The sequence below is a fragment of the Oceanicella sp. SM1341 genome (assembly GCF_003448965.1).
Taxonomy (GTDB): domain Bacteria; phylum Pseudomonadota; class Alphaproteobacteria; order Rhodobacterales; family Rhodobacteraceae; genus Paroceanicella.
Genome location: NZ_QRGC01000009.1, coordinates 60548 through 76677, shown reverse-complemented (window position 1 = coordinate 76677; position 16130 = coordinate 60548). Strand labels below are relative to the sequence as shown.

The window sequence follows — 16130 nt, the reverse complement described above, 5'->3', positions numbered from 1 at the left end:
GTCCGCGGCTGGCGGGGAGACGGTGCAGAGGGTACGAAAACCTACAAAATGAATCAACTACTGCTCCTGCAAGGAATGCCGATGACCTCCCGACCCGCCGCCCGATGCCTGTCCCTGCCGCTGCGCGCGGCGCTCCTGGCCTCCTCCACCCTGGCCGCCGCCCCGCTCGCCGCCCAGACCGCGGAGGCCCCGGCGCAGCAGGAGGAGGCGCCCATCGCGCTCGAGGGCATCGTGGTCAACAGCCCCAGCTACGAGACCGAGGGCACCGGCAGCTACGCCAGCGGCCTGATCTCGGTGGGCGAGAAGGAGGCGCTGGAGCCGCGCGAGATCCCGCAGTCCACCACCGTGGTCACCCGCCAGCGCATCGAGGACGGCCAGTACACCTCGCTCGACACCGCGCTGCGCGACACGCCGGGCATCCTGGTGCTGGACAATGACAACGGCCGCTCGTCGATCTTCTCGCGCGGGTTCGAGTTCGACTACCTCTACCTCAACGGGCTGCCGGCGCCGCTCTCTTCCATCTACGGCACTCAGCCGGACCTCTCGATCGTCGATCATATCGAGATCCTGAAGGGCCCCTCGGGCCTGTTCGCCGGGCGGGGCGAGCCGGCGGGCTCGGTGAACATGCGCCTCAAGCAGGCCAGCGCCGATTTCGGCGGCTACGTGAGCGCCACCGGCAACACCTTCGGCCGGGGCCGCGGCGAGGCCGACATCACCGGTGCGCTGAACGACAGCGGCACCCTGCGCGCCCGCGGCGTGTTCGCCTACGAGAACGGCGACGGGTTCGTCGACAAGGAGGAGAACGGGGTCACGCAGGGCTACGGCACCGTGGCCTACGACTTCACGCCGGCCACCACCCTCACCCTGAGCCTGAGCCACATGGAGCGCGACATCTCGCCCTTCAACGGCCTGCCCACCGACGCGGACGGCAACCTGCTCGACCTCGACACCGACACCACCACCGCGGCGGACTGGAACGATTTCGACAACTCGGTGACCGACTACCTCGCCGAGTTCGAGCACCGGTTCGACGGCGGCGGCTTCGTGAAGGCCTCGGGCCGCTTCTCGGACCGCGACGTGGACTTCCTCTACGCCTATGCCGGCTCCGCCGCCGACGCGGACGGCAACGTGAACGGCCTGTCCTGGCTCGCGCGGGACTACCGGGAGCAGTCGCTCGCCCTCGATGTCTACACCAGCCTGCCCTACAGCGTGGCGGGCATGCGCGGCAACTTCATCATCGGCGCCGACTACCAGAACGTCGACAGCACCACCAAACAGGCGCGCGGCACCATCGCCGGCACCTACAACCTGTATGACTGGGATGTCTCCGGCGTCTCTGCCCCGGACGTGAGCTGGTCCTCGGACGACGACAGCACCTCGAGCCAGTACGGCATCTACAGCCAGCTCCGCCTGTCGCCCTTCACCGATTTCACCCTGATCGGCGGCGGCCGCCTCACCTGGTACGATTCGCACGTGACCGACAATCTCACCGGCACGCGCTCCGACGACGAGGACATCAACGGCCATTTCACCCCCTACCTGGGCGCGACCTACGACATCACCGAATGGGCGACGCTCTACACCAGCTACACCGAGATCTTCCAGCCGCAGACCGAGCTCGACGCGAGCGGCGCCCTGCTCGACCCGCGCGAGGGCTGGCAGGCCGAGGTGGGCGCCAAGTTCGCCTTCTCCAACGGGCTGAACGCCTCCATCGCCTTCTTCAACCTCGAGGACACGAACCGCGCCATCGCCGACCCGGTGACGGGGGACTACGTGGCCCAGGGCAAGGTGCGCGCCCGCGGCATCGAGCTCGAGGCCTCCGGCGAGATCCTGCCCGGCTGGCAGGTGTTCGGCGGCTACACCTGGACCGACACCGAGTATCTCAACGGCGAGAGCGAGGGCCAGGACTTCTCCACCTACACGCCGGAGAACATGCTGCGGGTGTGGACGAAGTATTCCTTCTCCGAAGGCACGTTCAAGGACCTCTCGCTGGGCGCGGGCGTGACGGCGATGTCGAGCTTCTCCTCCCGCGGGATCGAGGCGCCGGGCTACGGCGTGGTCGACCTGATGGCCTCCTACGAGCTGACGGAGAACGTCGCCCTGCAGCTCAACGTGAACAACGTGTTCGACAAGAAGTACTATTCCCGCGTCGGCTCCACCTCGGTGTTCAACTTCTACGGGGCGCCGCGCAACGCGAGCCTCACCCTCACCACCCGGTTCTGATGCGGCAGGGACCCGACACCGGGGGCGCCGCGGCGCCCCCCGAGACTGGTGCGGCCGGGGGCGGGCCGGCGGAGCTGCCCGGCAGCGAGGTGCTGCCGCTCGCCGGCCCCGGCGGGCCGATGCGCCTCTTCCTCGCCCGCCCGCCCGGGCCGCCGCCGCCGCAGGGCTACGCGCTGGTGCTGGCGCTCGACGCGGCCTTCACCTTCGGCACGCTGCGCGAGGCGGCGCTGCTGCAATCTGGCGGGGCGGCGGAGAGCGGGGTGGCGAAGGTGCTCGTCGCCGCCCTCGGCTATCCCACGCCGGACTGGCAGGACATGGCGCGCCGCGAGACGGATCTCACCGGGCCGGAAGCGCCGCCCGCCGCCGGCCGGGCCGCGACCCTCACCTTCCTCGAGCACGAGGTGCTGCCCCGCATCGCCGCCCGCGCGCCCCTCGACGCGCGCCGGCGCATGTTGCTGGGCCATTCCTTCGGCGGCTACTTCGCCCTGCGCGCCCTGGCGGACCGGCCGGGGCTCTTCAGCCATGTCGTGGCCAGCAGCCCCTCGGTCTGGGTCGACCCGGGCGCGGTCTCGGCCGGTATCGCGGGGCTCGCCGCCCCGGGGCCGGGGCCGGTGCGCGTGCTGGTGAGCGTGGGCGACGAGGAGGAGGCGGGAGTGGCGCTCGCCCGCTCCGGCCCGGCGCCGGACCCGGCCCGCCTCGCCCGGCTGCGCGCCCGCCACATGGTGCCACGGGCCCGCGAGGCGGCGGCCGCCCTCGCGGCCCGTCCGGGCATCGACGCGGCGTTCCACCTGTTCGAGGCGGCCGGCCACGGTTCCGTCGTGGCCCCGATGATCGCCCGGGCCCTGCGCCTGCTCGCCGGCCCCCCCGGCGACTGAGGCGTGCGGGCCGCCGCCGGCCCCGGCCTCCGGGCTTCGCCCCCGGCTGGCCGCCGGCTGGTCACGATATCGGCCGGCCCGGCGGCTCGGGCCCTCCGGCGCGGCGGAGGTGCCGGCGGGCAGCCCGGGTCGCCGCGCGCGCGCTGCATCCGGCTGGCCCCCTGGCTGCCCTGAGCGCATGTCTTTGTCCGCAAGCGCGGCGCAGCTCCGGCGCGCGCTCCCATCCCCTCCCGCAAATTGCCGCCAGGGCGCCCCGCCATCCCGGCCAAGCCTCTGCGCGCGCGGCACGTGCTTGTCGCCACCGCCGCGCGGCACGCGCGGCCCGGCCCAAACCGCAGGAGGCGCGCCCCGCGAGGGGCGGGTCGACGCAGGGGGGGAGGGCTCCCTCCCGGCCCCGGCGGAAGCGGAGCCCTCCCGTGTGCCGCCCACCTGCCGGTGACCGGCCCTTTGGGCCGGGCCGGATGCTGCGCATCCGGCGCCCGCGCCGAGCGGGGGGGGGTTCGCCCCGGGCGGAGCGGCGCCCGGGGGCACGCCGCCCGTCGCCTCCCTTCGCCCTTGCCCGGGCCGGCGATCCGCGCCATCCTCCCGCGGAACAATCCCCGGGGGAGGAAGGAAAGCCGCAGGGCCGGCCCCTGCCGTGGCAGGCAGGTGCCCCGGCGCCGCGCCGGCGATCCGTGTCCCGTCTCCCCCCAGCACAGCGAGAGCGCACGTGACCAAGACCATCTATGTCCTCAACGGCCCCAACCTGAACCTGCTGGGCCAGCGCCAGCCGGAGATCTACGGCCATGCCACCCTGGCCACGGTCGAGGAGAACTGCCGGGCGGCCTGCGCGGACGGCTTCGACATCCGCCTGCTGCAGTCCAACCACGAGGGCGAGATCATCGACTGGATCCACGAGGCCCGCCACGCCGCCTGTGCCATCGTCATCAACCCCGCCGCCTACACCCACACCTCGGTCGCCATCCTCGACGCGCTCAACGCCTTCGAGGGGCCGGTCTTCGAGGTGCACATCTCCAACGTCCACAAGCGCGAGGCCTTCCGCCACCACTCCTACGTGAGCCTGCGCGCCGACGGGGTGATCGCCGGCCTCGGCATCGAGGGCTACGAGGCGGCGGTGCGGCGGGTCTGCTCGCTCCTGGGGTGAGGCCGGGGCATGGCGCAGTGCTGCGAGACGCTGCCGGCGGCGGTGCCGCCCGGGGGGCCACCGGCAATGCGGACCCCCGGCGGCACGCGGCCCGGGGCAGCGGGCGGAGCGCATCGCACCGCGGCTGTGGGGCTCCGGTGCCTGCTCCCGGCGAACGCGCCTCCGACGCGCGCGAGGCCGCGGCGCAGCGGAGATGGCAGCCGGGCACGGGAGCACCGGCGATGTGCCCCGGCAAGCGACGCGAGCCGGGGGCGCATCGACAGGAGGCGCATCGACAGGAGGCTCACCTGCGGTGGCCGTTGACGCGAAGTGCACCCGCGGCGGGCGCCGCGGAAACAGGCGCCGTCCAGGAGCCTTGCAGCGATCACCCGGCGGCGTCGTGCGGCTTCGGGAGACGCGCCCGGGGGAAGACCCTGTTTTACAAGGCGCCTGCGGCATGCCACCGTGGGAGCCATGCGCGCGTGGCAGGGCGTCTGCCTGCCGTGTGCCCTCGGCATGGTGCCGTTTGCAGCAAGCACCCGCGACGCGGCGTTGCTGCAGCATGCGCCGTCGGGGCAATGCCGCCCGGAGAGCCGTGAAATCGGCCGCAAGGGGAAGGGAAGGGGAGGAGAGGACAGAATGACGGATATCGCCATCGTTGGCGCCGGGCTCATCGGGCGGCGCCATGCCGCCGCCGTTGCGAGCGCGCAAGGCGCGCGCCTCGCCGCGATCGTCGACCCCGCGCTGGAAGCCGGAGCGCTGGCCGCATCGCTCGGCGTGCCGCATCTCGAGACGCTCGACGCGCTGCTCGCCCGGGGGCCGCGGCCCGGCGGCATCATCCTCGCCACCCCCAATGCCGCGCATGTCGAGGGCGGGCTCGCCTGCATCGCCGCCGGCATCCCGGTGCTGGTGGAAAAGCCGCTCGCGAGCGACCTTGCCGGCGCGCGCCGGCTGGTGGAGGCGGCGGAGGCGGCCGGCGTGCCGCTCCTCACCGGCCATCACCGCCGGCACAACCCGCTCACCGCCGCGGCGAAGGCGCGGATCGAGGCGGGCGATATCGGCCGCCCGGTCTCGGCCCATGTGATGTACTGGATCTGCAAGCCCGACCATTATTTCGACACCGCCTGGCGCCGCGCGCCCGGGGCGGGGCCGGTCTACATCAACCTCTCGCACGACATCGACCTCCTGCGCCACCTGCTGGGGGAGGTGGAGGCGGTGCAGGCGATGGAGAGCGCCGCCATCCGCGGCAACGCGGTGGAGGAGAGCGCCGTCATCCTGCTGCGCTTCGCCTCCGGGGCGCTGGGAACGATCAACATCTCCGACACCATCCCCGCGCCCTGGTCCTGGGAGATGACCACCGGCGAAAACCCCGCCTACCCGCGCACCGACGCGCCCTGCTACTTCATCGGCGGCACGCAAGGCAGCCTCGAGATGCCGCTCAACCGGCTCTGGCACGACGAGGGCCGGCGCGACTGGTGGGCCCCCGTTTCCGCCCGCATGAGCCCGGCGCCGGAGACCGGCGAGCCGCTGCTGCGCCAGGTCGAACAGTTCACCAGGGTGGTCCGCGGCGAGGAGCCGCCGCTGGTCTCCGGCCGCGAGGGGCTCGCCACGCTGGCCGTGGTCGAGGCGGTGAAGCGCGCGGCGGCGAGCGGCGGCATCGTCTCGCCCGCGGCCTGTCTCGCAGAGGCCGTGCCCTGAAAGCCGCCCGCCCGCGTCCCCCGCACCGGGCCGCGCGTGGCACCCCCGGGGGGCTCCGCGCTTCGTGGCGCAGCCGCCAGCCGGTCTCCGGGACGCCCCCGCCCGCGCCGGAGGCACAGCAGCAAGCCGCGCCTCCGGCGCCGCCAGATACCGCGCCTCCGGCGCTGCCAGAAACCGCGCCTCCGGCGCTGTCAGAAACCGCGCCTCCGGCGCGAGACCCGAGTCAGGAAACGAGGACCCCCCGATGGACCTGCCGAAGAATGCCTTCAAGGCCGCGCTGAAAGCCGGCCGCACGCAGCTTGGCCTGTGGTGCACCATCCCCGACCCGATGGTGGCCGAAATGCTCAGCGCCACCGGCTACGACTGGATGATGTTCGACACCGAACACTCGCCGATGGACGCGCTCGGCACCCTGCCGCTGCTGCGCGCCGTGGCGCCGGCGCCGGTCTCGGCCGTGGTGCGGCCCGGCGCGCTCGACGCGGTGGAGATCAAGAAGATGCTCGACTGCGGCGCGCAGACCCTGCTCGTGCCCTACATCCAGGACGCGGCGCAAGCCCGCGCCGCGGTGGACGCGGTGCGCTACCCGCCGGCGGGCATCCGCGGCGTCGCCGGCATGACCCGGGCCAGCGGCTACGGCACCATCGAGGGCTATCACCGGCGGGCGGGCGAGGAAATCTGCCTGCTGCTGCAGGTCGAGACCGCCGCCGCCCTGGCCGAGATCGAGGCCATTGCCGCGGTCGAGGGGGTGGACGGCGTCTTCGTCGGCCCCGCCGACCTCGCCGCCAGCCTCGGCCACCCGGGCGAGACCGGCCACCCGGAGGTGAAGGCCGCGGTGCTCGACGCCATCCGCCGCATCGCCGCCGCCGGCCTGCCGCCGGGCCTGCTCACCCTCGACCAGGGCTTTGCCGCCGAGGCGCTGGAGGCCGGTGCGCGCTTCGTGGCCGTCGACCTCGACCTCGCGCTCCTGCAGCGCGGCGCCCGCGCCCGCGCGGCCGAATGGCGCGAGCGCCTCGGCTGAGGCGCGATCGACTGCCGCGCCTGCCGGACAGGCGGCATCCGCACCTGCCTCGAGCCCCGTGCCGGAAGTTGTCCGGCCCAGGTCGGAGCCGCGCCACCCCCGGCCCGGCGCCGGCGCTCTCCCGGCCCACGGCGCCCTGCTCGCCGGGCCGAGCGCGTCCGCCCGCCGTCACGGAGGCGCGGGACTGCCGGGCCGGACCTTCGCGCTGCACCCGCCGGATGCGCAGCATCCGGCCCGGCCCAAAGGGCCGGTCACCGGCAGGTGGGCGGCACACGGGAGGGCTCCGCTTTCGCCGGGGCTGAGAGGGGGCCCTCCCGCCCTGCGTCGACCCGCCCCTCGCGGGGCGCGTCTCCTGCGGTTTGGGCCGGGCCGCGCGTGCCGCGCGGCGGTGGCGCGCCGGCCCGCCGGGCGGGGTCAGATGCCGTCGCGGTGGATCGGCCTTCCGTCGTGCAGGGTGAGGAGGGAGCGGGTGCCGGGCAGGGCCTCGGGGTCGATCGGGAAGATATCCTGCGAGAGCACCGCGAGATCGGCGCGCTTGCCCGGCGCGAGGCTGCCGCGGCTCTCCGCCTGGCCCATCAGCCGGGCGTTGCCCAGCGTGTAGCTCTCCAGCGCTTCCGCGAGGGTGAGCGCCTCGCCGGGGCCGAGGGTGCGGCCGTCGAGCGTGCGGCGGGTGACGAAATGCCAGAGCGCGAGGAACGGGTTCACCGGCACCACCGGCGCGTCGGTGCCCCCCGCGAGCGACAGGCCGAGGTCGGCCATGGTGCGGTTGGGCGAGCAATACGCCGCCCGCTCCGCGCCCCACCAGCGCACCATGTTGGCGCCCAGCAGCACCGCGTGGTTCTGGATCGTGGCATGCACACCGAGCGCCTTCATCCGCGCGAGCGCCGCGCGGGTGGGGAGCTGCACATGCATCACCGCCCAGTTCAGCGGCGCGATCGGCGTCACCGCGTCGGCCGCCGCGTAGCCGCGCAGCACGAGGTCGATCGCCTCGTCGCCGCAGGCGTGGCACTGCACCTGCTGGCCCGCCTGCGCGGCGCGGATGAGGCACTCGGCGAACTCCGCCTCGCCGCCCGGGGGCAGCAGCCAGAGGCCGCGGTACCCGGGGTCGGTCTGCTCGCCGGGCACCAGCTGGTAGGGGGCGGAGAGCCGCGCGCCCTCGATGCCGCCGTCGAGCATGAACTTCAGCCCGGTGTAGCGCAGGCGCGGGCCGTCGGGCCTGGCCATCGCCGGCAGGCCGGCCTCGGCATCGGCGAGGTTGTTGGTCCACCACATCAGGTCGACGCGCAAATCGAGGCTGCCCTCGGCCTCCAGCGCCTCGTAGAGGGCGATGCGCGCGGCGTCGAGCCCGGGCTCGAGCACCGCGACGATGCCGTAGCCCGCAAGCTCGGCCGCGGTGGCGCGCAGCAGCCTGAGCTGGGTGTCGCGGTCGGGCGGCGGCGGCATCACCCGGCGCAGGGCATGGGTGGCGGCCTCGAGCAGCACGCCGGTGGGGGCGCCCGCGGCATCGGTGACGATCACCCCGCCGGGCGGCGGCACGCTGCTGGGGCCGATGCCGGCGAGGGCAAGGGCGCGGGAATTCGCCGTCATCACGTGGCCGCCGCGGGGGATGGCGACGGGGTGGTCGGGCGCCGCGGCGTCAAGCTCGGCCGCAGTGGGCAACCGGCCCTCGGCGAGCAGCGACTCGTGCCAGCCCGAGCTCGCCACCACCCATTCGCCTGCCGGAAGCCCGGCCGCCGCCGCGGCGATGGCGGCCTGCACCTCGGCCACCGAGCGCGCGTCGATGAGCGGCACCAGCTCGCGGTTCAGCGCCAGCCGGTGCATGTGCACGTGGCTGTCGATCAGCCCGGGCACCACCCGGCGGCCTCCGAGGTCGATCACCTCGGTGCCCGGCCCGGCGAGGGCGAGGATGTCGGCATCCGCCCCGAGGGCGCGCACCGTGTCGCCCGCGATGGCGATGGCGGTGCAATCCGGCCCGCAGAGTGTGGAGATGCGGCCGTTCATCAGGATGAGACTGGTCATGGCGGGAGCCCTCACGCGGCAGCGGAGCAGGAGGTGAAACGGTCGAAATGCATCACCGCGCCGCCCGGGCCGTAGCCGGGCCAGGCAAGCGGCGTGCCGTCCTGCGGGGTGCCGGTGCGGGCGAAGCCGGCGAGGGCATCGCCGAAGGCCGTGGCGAGCCCGTCGAGCCCGGCGCGCTCCGCCCCGCGCAACATCGGCGCTTCGGCCCAGGTGTCGGTATTGGCGAAGAGGAACGGCAGCTCGATGCAATGGCAGGCGGCGATGCCGGGGTCGGGGGACTGCCAGTCGAAACTGTAGGCCCAGGCCGCCCCGCCCGCCGCCACCTGCGCCTCGAGAAACGCCCGCGTGCCGCGCTGGAAGCGCAGCTCGGAGGTGACGTCGATGAGCAGGGCGAGCGCATCGGCCCCGGGCCGGCGGGCGCGCAGCCGCGCCAGCGCGCCCGCATCGCCCGGCCAGGCCTCCTCGAGGCGGCGTGCGAGCAGCTCGGGGGCGGCGGCCGCCACCGCTGCGTCGCCGTAGTAGAAGGCGGCATGCTCCTCGCGCGTGGTGCCGGCGATCACCGGGCACCAGGCGGCGGCGCCCCCGAGCAGTGCCGCCACCGGGTCGCGGGTGATGAGCGTGCCGTCGATCACCGGCATGAAGGGCGGGGTGACATCGTCGGCCGCGGCGGAGCGGGCGCGCAGCACCGCGCCCTGGGCGGCCATCAGCGCCTCGGCGCTCACCGCCTCCAGCCCCGCGCGGTCACCGGGCGCGAGGCCGAGCGCGTCGAGGAAGGCGGCGGCCGGGGCCTCGCGCGCCTCCGGGCCCTGCAGCGACATGCCCATGGGGGCGGAGAGCAGCACCGCCCGGTCGAAGAGCGGCCGCGCCGCGGCTTCGCCCATCGAGAGCAGTGCGGCGATGGAGAACCCCCCGGCGGACTGGCCGGCGAGGGTGATGTTGGCGGCATTCCCCCCGAAGGCGCCGATCTCGCGGCGGATGAAGCGCAGGGCGGCCACCTGGTCATGCAGGCCGAGGTTGGCGGGGGCGAGGCCGGGCAGCGGCAGGAAGCCCATCACCCCCAGCCGGTAGCTCACGTTCACCACCACCATGCCGGTGCGCGCGGCGAGTGCCGCGCCCTCGTAGCAGGGAAGGCTGCCGCCCCCGGTCATGTAGGCGCCGCCGTGCAGGAACACGAAGACCGGCGCGCCGGAGGCCCCCTCGGGCACCCAGATGTCGAGATGCAGGCAGTCCTCGTCGGGCGCCGCGGGGTAGCTGCCCATCACCTTGGCAAGGCGCGAGGGGAGCTGCAGCGGCACCGGCCCGGGCGTGCGCGCGCCGGAGATGTCCTCCCGGGCCGTGACAGGCTCGGGCAGGGCGAAGCGCCGCGCGCCGGTGGGGGGCAGGGCGTAGCGCAGTCGCGGCACATGCACCACGCCCCCGGCCGCCACGCCGGCCACCCGGCCCAGACTCGTCTCGAAAACAGCACCGCTCATTGCACATCCCTCGCCGAAATTCGTTCTGGAAGCGATGTTAGCAATGTGCGATGCCGGTTCCCGGCCCGAGATCGGGAAACCGGAGTACCATAAACGGGACGGCCCATGCACGGTCTGGACGACATGTACCTGTTCAAGCAGGTGGTGGATTTCGGCTCCATCTCGGCGGCCTCGCGCAGCCTGCGCATCCCCAAGAGCACGCTGGCGCGGCGCATCGCGGCGCTGGAGGCGCAGCTCGGCTCGCCGCTGTTCCACCGCGCGGCGCAGGGGCTGCTGCTCACCAATTTCGGCCGCGAGTGCCACGCCCATTGCTGCCGGCTGGTGGAGGAGGCGGACCGGGTGCTCGACCTCGCGGACCGCCGGCGCGAGACCCCCTCGGGCTTCCTGCACGTGATCTACCCGCCCTCCTTCGGCGAGACGGTGGTGGAGTATCTCGCCGCCGAGTTCGTGCGCAGCGAGCCGAAGGTGCAGATCCACCTCGAGGCCTCCACCGGGCTGATGGACCCGCGCAGCGTCTCGGCCGACCTGGTGCTGCATTTCGCCTTCGAGCCCTTGCCGGATGTCGACTTCGTGGGCCGGCGGCTGTTCGAGAACCCCTTTGTTCTGGCGGCACATCCCGACCTGCTGCGCGGCCGCCGCGCGCCCGACGAGCCCGCTGCCCTGCGCGGCCTGCCCTGCGTGGGCTTCGGGCCGAAGGCCTCGGCCTGGGCCTGGAAGCTCACCTCCGGGCGGCGCAGCTACACGCATCGCTTCACGCCCGCGCTCAGCACCATGCAGCTCACCGCGCTGCAGGCGGCGGCGCGCATGGGGGTGGGGGTGGCCTCGCTGCCGCTCAACCGGGTGGAGGAGGACCTGGCCCGCGGCCGGCTGGTGCAGCTGCTGCCGGAGTGGGAGCCGCCGCCCGCCATCCTCTTCGCGGTCTACCCGTCGGGGCGCACGCTCACCGCGGCGGCGCGGCGCTTCCTCACCCTGGTGATCGACCATTTCGCCGAGACCGGCGGCATAACCGACCTGCGCCGCGGCTACGAGCAGCGCTTCGGTCTCACCGGCGAAGATCGAGTCTCTGGCGAAGATTGATTGAACCTTGAAGTATCTGCCGATTCGCCCCTTTGCGCAATGCAGCAAATTCGGGGGTGCCGCGCGGGCGGGCAAACCCCCCGGCGCCTCGGTTGACCCCTGCCCGTTCGCTGGGCATCGTTCGGTGACAGTTCCATAAAACAGGACGGCAGGGGGTGTGCGGGTGACAGCCAAGGCGATTTCTTTTTCCGGCGTGCGACTGGTGCTCGGCGGCTCCGAGATCTACCGCGATGTGAGTTTCGACGTGGGCGAGGGCGAGTTCGTCTGCCTGCTCGGCCCCTCGGGCTGCGGCAAGTCCACCGCGCTGCGGCTGATCGGCGACCTGCTGCCGATCCAGGCCGGCGCCATCAGCGTGGGCGGGGCCTCGCCCCGCGATGCCTGGGACCAGACCGCCTTCGTCTTCCAGTCCCCCCGCCTGCTGCCGTGGAAGACCACGCTGGAGAACGCGGGCTTCGGCATCGAGATGCGCAAGCCCGCGGTGCCGAAGGCCGAGCGCCTGGCGCGGGCGGAGCGCGAGCTGGCCCATGTCGGGCTCGGCGCCGACGGCCACAAGATGCCGGTGATGCTCTCGGGCGGCGAGCGGCAGCGCGTGTCCATCGCCCGGGCCCTCGCGCTCGACCCGCGCATCATCCTGATGGACGAGCCCTTCTCCGCGCTCGACCACACCACCCGCGCCCGCCTGCGCCGGCAGATCGTCGAGCTGTGGCAGGAAACCGGCAAGACGGTGCTCTTCGTCACCCATGACATCGACGAGGCGCTCTACCTCGCCGACCGCATCGTGGTGTTCTCCCGCAAGCCCACCACGGTCTCGGAGGTGGTGGAGGTGCGCGCGCCGCGCCCCCGCGACACCGAGGCCGACCCCGCGCTCCAGCAGCTCCGCGCCCATCTCATCGAGGTGTTCGAGCGGCTGGAGGGCGCCCCCGACGCGCCCGAAGAGGCCGAAAAGGCCCTGGCCGCAACCTGCAACTGACCAACAGGGATCCCGAAAATGAAGACATTCCGCCTGCTCGGCCTGGCCACCGGCCTCGCCCTGGGCCTCGCCGCTTCCGCTGCTGCCGCGAAGGAGACCGTGACCTTCGCCTATCTCTCCGACCCCTCGCAGGAGGCCATCCTCTGGGCGCTGAAGAACGGCAAGGTGAGCTCGGAGACCATCGACGTGGAGGCCACGCCGCTGGAGATCCCGGCGCTGATCCAGGCCACCTCGGCGCGCAGCTACGACGTGGTGACCACCGCCGCCATGGCCATCCCGCGCGCGCTCTCCAAGGGGCTGGAGCTGCGGATGATCGCCGCCGGCCTGCGCACCAACAGGGAGGGCGAGGGCTCGGCCATCTGGGTGAAGAAGGACAGCGACATCACCTCGGTGGAGGAGCTGAAGGGCAAGACCCTCGCGGTCTACTCCCTCGGCTCGGCCGGCATCACACTGGTGCGCATCGCGCTCAACAAGGTGCACGGGCTCGACGTGTCGCTGCAGGGCGGCGACCTCAGCTTCGTCGAGACCCCGGCGCCCGCCATGCCCGCCGCCCTCGCCACCGGCAAGGTGGACGCGGCCACGCTCATCCACGCCCAGGCCTACCAGGCGATGAAGAGCGGCGATTTCGTGCCGCTGGTCGAGACCTCGAAGGAGCTGCAGGACCTCACCGGGCTGCAGATGGTCTCCGCCGTGCTGGCCGGCTACGAGGGCAAGCTCGACGCGGAGCCGGAGAAATACCACGAGTTCCTCCGCGTGCTCGCCGCCTCGCGCGACTACGCGCTCGCCCACCCGGACGAGGTGTTCACCGCCGTGGGCGCGGAATACGGCATCGAGCCCGATTTCTTCGCCACCTGGTTCGAGCGGTTCATGGAATACCCGGTGGAGATGTCCGACAACGACAGGAAGGCCATCACCATGCTCTGGGACGAGGCCGTGACCCTAGGCCTGCTCGACAGCCATCCGCCGATCGAGGACACCCTCTGGAAGGACATCGGGGGCAACTGAGGCATGGCCGTTCCCGCTCCTTCGGTCGTGCCGGGGCCTGCCCCGGCGCGGCGCCTGTCCGGCCGCGCCGCGGCGCATCTCTTCACGCTGGCCGCGCTGCTGGCCTGGTGGGGCTATTCCCTCGTGGTGCCGCCCTACCAGGTGCCGGGGCCGGAGGCGGTGGCCCTGCGCATGCTGGGCTTCCTCGCCGACCCCGCGCTGGCGGTGCAGCTGCTGGTGTCGCTGATGCACATCGGCATCTCCATCGCCATCGCCTTCGTGGCGGGGGCGGGGCTCGCCCTCGCCTCGGCCTACGTGCCGGCCACGCGCATGCTGGTCGACGGGGTGCTGACGCCGTTCCTCAACGCCTTCTCGGGCATCGGCTGGCTGTTCCTCGCGCTGCTGTGGTTCGGGCTCAACGACGTGACGGTGATCTTTGCCGTGACGATGATCCTGATCCCCTTCACCGCCATCAACCTGCGCACCGGGCTGCAGGAGCTCGACGGCGAGCTGATGGAGCTGGGCCTCAGCCTCACCCGCGCGCGGCTGCGGCGGATGACGCATCTCGTGGCGCCGCTGCTGATCCCCTATGCCTTCGCGGCGCTGCGCACCTCCTTCGGCGTGTCCTGGAAGGTGGTGCTCACCGCCGAGCTCTTCGGCGGCAACGCCGGGGTGGGCTACGTGCTCAACATCGCCCGGCAGGAGTTCGACACCGAGACGATCTTCGCCATCATCGCCTTCATCCTGCTCTTCGTGGTGCTGTGCGAGCAGCTCGTGTTCCGCCCGGTGCAGCGCCGGCTTGACCGGAGGTATGCCCGTGGCTGACACCGCATCGAAACCCGTGCAGCGCGCGGTGGCCCTGGGCGGCGTGGCGCTGATCCTCGCGGCCTGGTGGTGGGTGGCGCGGGGCCAGCCCGAATACGTGCTGCCGGGGCCGGGCGCCGTGCTCGCCGCCACGGCGCGCTTTCTCTACGACCCCGGGCTGATGGCCGATGCGGGCATCTCGCTGCTGCGCGTCGCGGCCTCGGTGCTGATCGGCATGGTGCTGGCGCTGGGGCTCGCGAGCCTGGTGCGCGCCTGCCCGGCGGCGGAGGAGATCGTCGAGCGCCGGGTGCTCACCTTCCTCAACGCCTTCCCCTCGGTGGGCTGGGCCATTCTCGGGGTGATCTGGTTCCAGATCTCCACGCCCACGGTGATGTTCGTGCAGGTGGCCATCGTGCTGCCTTTCTGCCTGATCAACGCGCTCGCGGGCTTCCGCCAGATCGACCCGGAGATGGACGAGCTGGGCCATTCGCTCACCCGGGGGCGGTGGCGGCGGTTCCGGCTGCTCACCCTGCCGCTGGTGGCCCCCTTCGTGGTGACCGGGCTGCGGGTGGCCTACGGCATCTGCTGGAAGATCGCGCTGGTCTCCGAGCTGTTCGGCGCCTCCTCGGGCATCGGCTACCAGCTGGTGCGGGCGCAGACCGTGGCCGATGCCACGATGGTGTTCGCCTGCTGCGTGGTGATCGTGCTGATCTATGCCGTGACCGACTGGCTGTTCCTGCGCCCGCTGGTGCAGCGCTTCTCGGCCAACCAGGCGCGGGGCTGAGCCGGGCTCAGTAGCCCCGCGCCGCATCCGCGAGGTCGGGCACCGTGCCGTCGCGCTCAAAGGCGCGGATGTTGGCGGCGACGATGCGGCCCCCGGTCTCGGGGTCGATCATCGAGGCGATGTGCGGGGTGACGGTGACGCCCGGGTGGGCCCAGAACGGGTGCCCGGGCGGCAGCGGCTCCTGGCGGAACACGTCGAGCGTGGCATGCGAGAGCTGGCCCGAGGCGAGGGCGGCGAGCAGGTCGTCCTCCACGAGGTGCGCGCCGCGCCCGGCGTTCACGAGGCTCGCGCCGCGCGGCAGCCGGGCGAAGAGCTCCGCGTTCAGGATGTCGCGTGTCTCGGGCGTGAGCGGCAGCAGGCAGACGAGGATCTCCGTGCGCGCGAGGAAGGGGGAGAGGCCCTCCGCCCCGGCGAAGCAGCGCACGCCCTCGATCTCGCGCGGGCTGCGCGCCCAGCCGGCGGTGTCGAACCCGAGCGCGGCGAGGCTGCGCGCCGCCTCGGCCCCGAGGTTTCCCAGCCCCATCACGCCCACGCGCCGGGCGGTGGCCGGGGGCGGGACGATCTGCTCCCAGCGGCCCGCCGCCTGGGCTGCGGCAAGCGCCGGCATCTCGCGGTGGTGGCGCAGCACGTGCAGGGCGACGTATTCGCGCATGCGCTGGGTGAGGTCGCGCCCCACGGTGCGGATGATCGGCACGCCGGCGGGCAGGGCGGTGTCGGCGAGCACGTGGTCGATCCCCGCGCCGAGCGAGACGATGGCGCGCAGGCCGGGAAAGCGGGCGAGCTGCCCGTTGCCCGGCTGCCAGACCACCGCGTAGCGCACCGCTTCCGGCCGGCGGGCCTCCAGCATCGGCTCCACCGTGTACTCGGGCAGGAGGGCGGCGAGGCGGGCGCGCCATTCCGCGGTCTCGGCCGCGTCGGGGGAGTGGACGACGACGCTCATGCGCGGGGTGCAGGGCTGAGGGGCATGCGGGAGGTCCTTTCGGTTCGGCGCAGTCTTGCGCGCCGGGGCGGCCGCCGTCCAGCGGCGATCGGGCCCGTTTCGCGGCCGCTCCCGCCCCGGTGAGGGCAATGCGGGGGCCCGGG

General features: G+C 73.2%; 13 protein-coding genes. 10 read left to right on the top strand and 3 right to left on the bottom strand.

The window, feature by feature from the left end:
* The first annotated feature begins 81 nt into the window (after nt 1-81).
* The 5 genes from D3P35_RS10520 to D3P35_RS10500 all read left to right on the top strand — a co-directional run bounded on the left by D3P35_RS10520 (nt 82) and on the right by D3P35_RS10500 (nt 6937).
* A complete protein-coding gene (locus D3P35_RS10520; RefSeq protein WP_157982100.1) occupies nt 82-2223 on the top strand; it encodes a TonB-dependent siderophore receptor in 2142 nt (713 codons plus the stop codon).
* Nucleotides 2223-3098, top strand: a complete 876-nt coding sequence (locus tag D3P35_RS10515) for an alpha/beta hydrolase (RefSeq protein ID WP_118134687.1) — start codon at nt 2223-2225, stop codon at nt 3096-3098. The genes D3P35_RS10520 and D3P35_RS10515 overlap by 1 nt, the downstream gene beginning before the upstream one ends.
* 709 nt (nt 3099-3807) lie before the next feature.
* On the top strand, nt 3808-4242 hold the full coding sequence (gene aroQ, locus D3P35_RS10510) for a type II 3-dehydroquinate dehydratase (RefSeq protein ID WP_118134686.1): 435 nt from the start codon (nt 3808-3810) through the stop codon (nt 4240-4242).
* 618 nt (nt 4243-4860) lie between these two features.
* Nucleotides 4861-5919, top strand: coding sequence for a Gfo/Idh/MocA family protein (locus D3P35_RS10505; RefSeq protein ID WP_118134685.1), 1059 nt, complete (start codon nt 4861-4863; stop codon nt 5917-5919).
* 244 nt (nt 5920-6163) lie between these two features.
* Nucleotides 6164-6937, top strand: a complete 774-nt coding sequence (locus tag D3P35_RS10500; RefSeq protein WP_118134684.1) for an aldolase/citrate lyase family protein — start codon at nt 6164-6166, stop codon at nt 6935-6937.
* Between the two features lie 414 nt (nt 6938-7351).
* On the opposite strand, the gene D3P35_RS10495 is transcribed toward D3P35_RS10500, so the two are convergent.
* Both D3P35_RS10495 and D3P35_RS10490 read right to left on the bottom strand, forming a co-directional pair.
* Entirely contained in the window at nt 7352-8956 is a 1605-nt protein-coding gene (locus D3P35_RS10495; protein ID WP_118134683.1) for an amidohydrolase, read from the bottom strand.
* An 11-nt stretch (nt 8957-8967) separates the two neighbouring features.
* Nucleotides 8968-10428 (bottom strand): carboxylesterase/lipase family protein, encoded by a 1461-nt coding sequence (locus tag D3P35_RS10490; protein WP_118134682.1) that lies wholly within the window; start codon nt 10426-10428, stop codon nt 8968-8970.
* Between the two features lie 105 nt (nt 10429-10533).
* On the opposite strand from D3P35_RS10490, the gene D3P35_RS10485 reads away from it, so the two are divergent.
* From D3P35_RS10485 to D3P35_RS10465, 5 genes are all read left to right on the top strand, one after another.
* Nucleotides 10534-11505 carry a LysR substrate-binding domain-containing protein gene (locus tag D3P35_RS10485; protein WP_118134681.1) on the top strand — a complete coding sequence of 324 codons (972 nt, stop codon included), beginning with the start codon at nt 10534-10536 and terminating at the stop codon, nt 11503-11505.
* A gap of 193 nt (nt 11506-11698) precedes the next feature.
* On the top strand, nt 11699-12475 hold the full coding sequence (locus tag D3P35_RS10480; protein ID WP_157982099.1) for an ABC transporter ATP-binding protein: 777 nt from the start codon (nt 11699-11701) through the stop codon (nt 12473-12475).
* 18 nt (nt 12476-12493) lie between these two features.
* Nucleotides 12494-13480, top strand: coding sequence for an ABC transporter substrate-binding protein (locus D3P35_RS10475; protein ID WP_118134679.1), 987 nt, complete (start codon nt 12494-12496; stop codon nt 13478-13480).
* A 3-nt stretch (nt 13481-13483) separates the two neighbouring features.
* Nucleotides 13484-14284, top strand: coding sequence for an ABC transporter permease (locus D3P35_RS10470; RefSeq protein WP_118134678.1), 801 nt, complete (start codon nt 13484-13486; stop codon nt 14282-14284).
* Nucleotides 14277-15047, top strand: coding sequence for an ABC transporter permease (locus D3P35_RS10465; protein WP_157982098.1), 771 nt, complete (start codon nt 14277-14279; stop codon nt 15045-15047). The genes D3P35_RS10470 and D3P35_RS10465 overlap by 8 nt, the downstream gene beginning before the upstream one ends.
* 7 nt (nt 15048-15054) lie before the next feature.
* On the opposite strand, the gene D3P35_RS10460 is transcribed toward D3P35_RS10465, so the two are convergent.
* Entirely contained in the window at nt 15055-15987 is a 933-nt protein-coding gene (locus D3P35_RS10460; RefSeq protein ID WP_118134676.1) for a glyoxylate/hydroxypyruvate reductase A, read from the bottom strand.
* Nucleotides 15988-16130: the final 143 nt, after the last annotated feature.